This is a genomic window from Streptomyces murinus (genome assembly GCF_002154555.1).
Classification (GTDB): domain Bacteria; phylum Actinomycetota; class Actinomycetes; order Streptomycetales; family Streptomycetaceae; genus Streptomyces; species Streptomyces murinus.
Window position 1 is genome coordinate 1 of sequence record NZ_MUNF01000033.1, and the last position, 4,726, is coordinate 4,726.

At 74.0% G+C, this 4,726-nt stretch carries 4 protein-coding genes, 1 tRNA gene and 1 pseudogene; all 6 read left to right on the plus strand.

What is annotated here, in order from left to right; translation table 11 throughout:
- The coding region (locus tag CCN72_RS02770) for an FAD-dependent monooxygenase (RefSeq protein WP_086806171.1) at positions 1 to 1,018 on the plus strand (1,018 nt) is incomplete at its 5' end.
- A gap of 310 nt (positions 1,019 to 1,328) precedes the next feature.
- Positions 1,329 to 1,422 (plus strand) — tRNA-OTHER (locus tag CCN72_RS38840).
- Positions 1,423 to 1,586: 164 nt separating this feature from the next.
- A complete protein-coding gene (locus CCN72_RS02775; protein ID WP_086806172.1) occupies positions 1,587 to 2,024 on the plus strand; it encodes a DUF4259 domain-containing protein in 438 nt (145 codons plus the stop codon).
- 396 nt (positions 2,025 to 2,420) lie between these two features.
- Positions 2,421 to 3,215 (plus strand): SDR family NAD(P)-dependent oxidoreductase, encoded by a 795-nt coding sequence (locus CCN72_RS02780; protein WP_086806173.1) that lies wholly within the window; start codon positions 2,421 to 2,423, stop codon positions 3,213 to 3,215.
- 83 nt (positions 3,216 to 3,298) lie between these two features.
- Positions 3,299 to 3,565, plus strand: a pseudogene (locus tag CCN72_RS02785) (MarR family transcriptional regulator); the annotation flags it as partial.
- A 280-nt stretch (positions 3,566 to 3,845) separates the two neighbouring features.
- Entirely contained in the window at positions 3,846 to 4,676 is an 831-nt protein-coding gene (locus CCN72_RS02790; RefSeq protein WP_086806174.1) for an aldo/keto reductase, read from the plus strand.
- The last annotated feature ends 50 nt before the right edge of the window (positions 4,677 to 4,726 follow it).

The following is a 4,726-nucleotide window of genomic DNA, read 5'->3' on the forward strand; positions in this document are numbered from 1 at the left end:
GGGCTGCGACGGCGGCCGCAGCACGGTCCGCAAGCTCGCGGGGTTCGCATTCCCCGGCACGGAGCCGGAGATCACCTGTCACCAGGCGGTCGTGGAGATGACCGGCGCCGAGGACCTGAAGGTCGGCTGGACCGCCACGGACACCGGGGTGTACGCCCACGGGCCGATGCCGGGCCGTGTCGTCACCGTGGAGTTCGACGGGCCGCCGGCCGACCGGGACGCGCCGGTCACCGCCGAGGACCTCCAGGCGCGGCTGCGGCACGTCTGCGGCGTGGACGTCACGGTCACCGGGGTGCGGACCGCGACCCGCTTCACCGACCACGCCCGCCAGGTCACCGAGTACCGCAGGGGCCGGGTGCTGCTGGCGGGCGATGCGGCGCACGTGCACTCCGCGTTCGGGAGCCAGGGGCTGAGCCTGGGTATCGGGGACGCGATGAACCTCGGCTGGAAACTCGCCGCGGTGATCGCCGGCCGGGCGCCGGAGGGGCTGCTGGACACGTACACCCGCGAGCGGCACCCGGTCGGCGCGCAGGTCCTGGACTGGACCAGGTCCCAGGTCGCGGCCATGCGCCCGGACCCGCGGTCCCGGGCCCTGCGCGCGATCGTCAGCGACCTGGCGGGGACGGTCGCGGGCACCACGTACCTCACCGCGCGGCTCAACGGCGCCGGGGTGCGGTACGAGCTCGCGGGCGGGCACCCGCTGACCGGGCGCAGCGCCCCGGACCTCGAACTCACCGGCGCCGGCCGCCTCGCGGACCATCTCCACGCGGGCCGGGCGCTCCTGCTCGACCTCGCCGGCGACCCGGAGCTGCGGGCTCTCGCCGCGGGGTATGCCGGCCGCGTCGACACGCTGACGGCCCGCTGCCCGTCCCGCCCGGAGTTGGCGGCGGTCCTCGTGCGTCCGGACGGCTTCACGGCCTGGGCGGCCGACGCGGGGGCGCCGACGCCTGTGGCCGGGCTTGCGGAGGCGCTGGAGGAGTGGTTCGCGGTGCCGGAGGGTGCGGTGACGGCGGGCTGATCCGCCGCTGTGCCTGTCCGGCCGCGCTACGGACCGAGCCCGCACGCCGCCCCTCGGCTCGGAGCGGCGGCCACCCCCGGCCCCGGCGTTCCGGTGACCGGCGCACACCCCGCCTTCCTCCCCCAGGCGGGATGCTCCGTACCGAGACCGAAAAATGGGTTCCGCAGCCGGGATCGCGGCGGGGCGGCCGGGGACGCCCGCGCGTGTCCCCGGGGTGCGGGATCGTCCGTCAGCGGGCGGTCAGGGGTGTGTCAGCGGGGCCTGGCACGGTAGTACTCGTGAACGGCGCTAGAGCACAGGCCGGACGCGAGGAGAGGTGCCCGGAGTGGTTTATCGGGGACCAGGGCAGCAGCCCGAAGTCGGATCCGTAAGGGTCCACGCAGGTTCGAATCCTGCCCTCTCCGCAACATAATCGACAGTGCCGTGCGCCGGGCGCCTCGGTCCGCTTCGGGCGGGGGCGGTAGGGGCGTCCGCTTCCGGCTGTCGTGACGGCGCGTACGGCTTGCCTCCCGGGCCTGTTGTCGGTGGCCGGTGCGAGGATCCTCGGACGACTGATCGAGGAGATCGCGTGGGAACCTGGGACATCGGCCCCTTCGACAACGACACCGCCGCCGATTTCGCCGGCGACCTGGACGAGGCGGCCGCGGAGGAGCGCGTGCCCATGATCCGCCGGGTCCTCGAACGCGCCGCCGCCTGCGTGGAGTTCCTGGAGGTTCCCGACGCCGAGCGGGCGGTCGCCGCGGCGGCGCTGGTCGTCGCGCAGCATCATGCCGGTGGGCCCTCAGGTCCGGGCTACGGCCCGTCGGAGCCGCTGCCTCCATTCCCCGCGGATCTCCGGGCGCTCGCCGTCGCGGCCCTGGACCAGGTGCTCGGCGGGCTCTGCGAACTCGCCGTGGTGTGGGACGAGGCCGTGGACGGGCCGAAATGGCGCCGGGGCATCGTCCGTCTCCGTGGTGTCCTCGACCCTCCGGTCCCGCCGCAGAGGGAAGTCCTCTTCGCCGTCTGACCGGTGACGCGCCGTCATGGACCGCGGAAGCCGGGCCAGGGCCCCGCTCCGGGAACCGCCGGAGCGTACGGGGGCATCACGCCGGCCGGCTGCTGCCGGGCCGTGACGGTGCCTCTGCTCTTGGATCCGGAGCCCCGGAGGGGCCGCCGTGGTGGGCGTGGGAGAAGAGCGGGCCGGCCGGGCCGGAGGCGTTCCCGCACGTCCGCCCGGCCCCGGCGGCGGGGCGATCGTGGGAAAACGCTGGGGCGCATGGCGTAACCCCGGTGCGGTCCGTGGCGCGGCTGCGGCCGGGGGCCGGGAACATCGTGATCCCCGGGTCCGTCACCCCGGCCGCAGGACGGGCGGCACCGGGCAGCGCCGCGCCGGCGCCACCGCCTCGACGGGAAGAACCCCATCATGCAGATCGATCTCTCCGGCCGCACCGCCCTGGTCACCGGCTCCACCCAGGGCATCGGCCTCGCCATCGCCACCGCACTCGCCCGCGCGGGCGCCCGCGTCGTCGTCAACGGCCGCGGTGAGGAACGCGTCGCCGACGCCGTGCGCACCGTACGCGCCGGCTCCGGCAGCGAGGACGTCACCGGCGCCGCGGGCGACCTCGCGACCGAGGAGGGCGCCGCCGAGGTCCTTGAGGCCGTGCCCGCGCTCGACATCCTCGTCAACAACCTCGGCATCTTCGGCAGCGCCGCACCGCTGGAGATCGACGACGCCGAATGGCGCCGCTACTTCGAGGTCAACGTCCTGTCCGCGGTCCGCCTCATCCGCGCCTACCTGCCCGGGATGAAGGAACGCGGCTGGGGACGGATCCTCGACCTCGCCAGCGACTCCGCCGTGGTCATCCCCGCCGAGATGATCCACTACGGCATGACGAAGACGTCGCTGCTCGCCATCGGCCGCGGGTTCGCCAAGGACGCCGCAGGCACCGGCGTCACCGTCAACTCCGTCATCGCCGGGCCCACCCGCACCGGCGGGGTCGAGCAGTTCGTCCGCGAACTCGTCGGCGACGAACTGCCCTGGGACGAGGCGCAGCGGGCGTTCATGGTCAAGTACCGGCCCCAGTCCCTGATCCAGCGCCTGATCGAGCCCGAGGAGATCGCCAACATGGTCGTCTACCTCGCCTCGCCGCTGGCCTCCGCCACCACCGGCGGCGCCCTGCGCGTCGACGGCGGCTACGTCGACTCCATCCTCCCCTGAGCCCCACGGGACCACGGAGAAGCCTCCTCTGAGCCCCACGGGGCCACGGAGGCCCGGTCGGGGCGGGGCGCCACCGCCCATATGGTTGCGGTGGCTCTCTACAGATGAAGCAGGTCGCCGACGCCGTCGTCCTCAGCCAGAGCGCCGCCACGCGCCTGGAGGACCGCGGTCTGCCGGCGCGGTACCTGTGCCCGACCGACCGGCGCGGCATCTATACCGACGTCACCGAAGCCGGTCTGAAGCTCCTGGCTCAGGCCCGGCCGACCAACGACGCCGCCCTGTGGGAAGCCCTCGCCGAAGCCGCCGCGAACCCCGAGCTGTCCTTGCTGGTCGCGGCGGTTGAGGCCGTCGAGACCGCGGGAGTGGTGGAGGTGATGGGTGCTCCGTCGGGGCGCCCGCAGGCGCGGGTGCGGCGGCCGGTCGTACGGCAGTGCCGCCTCTCCCCCGCACCACCCATGCGACCACACATTGCCCGCGTTTGCATTTAAAGGCGCTCGCAATTAATTTGGGGGTGTGTGCGGCGCTCGTCCACTGAGCGCGAAGCGCAGAGAGGGCCGGGCCCCCACGCCGCCCGTGCTTCCGCCCCGGCCGTCGCGTACTCCCCGTACCGCCCGAAGGAGCAACCGCACCATGGCACCCACCTCCGTCCCGGCCGTCACGCTCGGCAACGGCGTCGAGATCCCCCAGCTCGGCTTCGGCGTCTTCCAGGTCCCCGACGACGAGACCACCGCCGCCGTCACCGCCGCGCTGGAGACCGGCTACCGCAGCATCGACACCGCCGCGATCTACGGCAACGAGAAGGGCGTCGGGCGGGCGCTGGCCGCCTCCGGGCTGCCCCGCAAGGACCTGTTCGTCACCACCAAGGTGTGGAACGCCGACCAGGGCTACGACGCCACCCTGCGCGCCTTCGACACCAGCCTCGCCGCGCTCGGCCTCGACCATGTCGACCTCTATCTGATCCACTGGCCCGCCCCCGCCCGCGACCTGTACCGCGACTCCTGGCGGGCCCTGGAGCGCCTCGCCGGTGAGGGCCGTATCCGCGCCGCCGGTGTCTCCAACTTCCAGCCCGGCCACCTGCGCAGGCTGCTGGAAGACGCCACACTGACCCCGGCCGTCAACCAGATCGAGCTGCACCCCGGCCTCCAGCAGGCCGAGCTGCGCGCGTTCCACGCCGAGCACGCGATCGCCACCGAGGCGTGGAGCCCGCTCGCCCAGGGCGCCGTGCTCGGCGAGCCGGTCATCGCCGGCCTGGCCGCCCGCTACGGCCGCTCCCCCGCCCAGATCGTCATCCGCTGGCACCTCCAGCTGGGCAACATCGTCATCCCCAAGTCGGTCACCCCCGCCCGCATCCGCGAGAACTTCGACGTCTTCGGCTTCACGCTCACCGCCGAGGAGATGCAGGCCCTGGCCGCCCTCGACCGCGGCCTGCGCACCGGGCCCCACCCCGACGAGCTCAACTGAACCCGCACACACCCCTTTTGACGCCCCGTCCCGGGCACACCGCCCGGGAC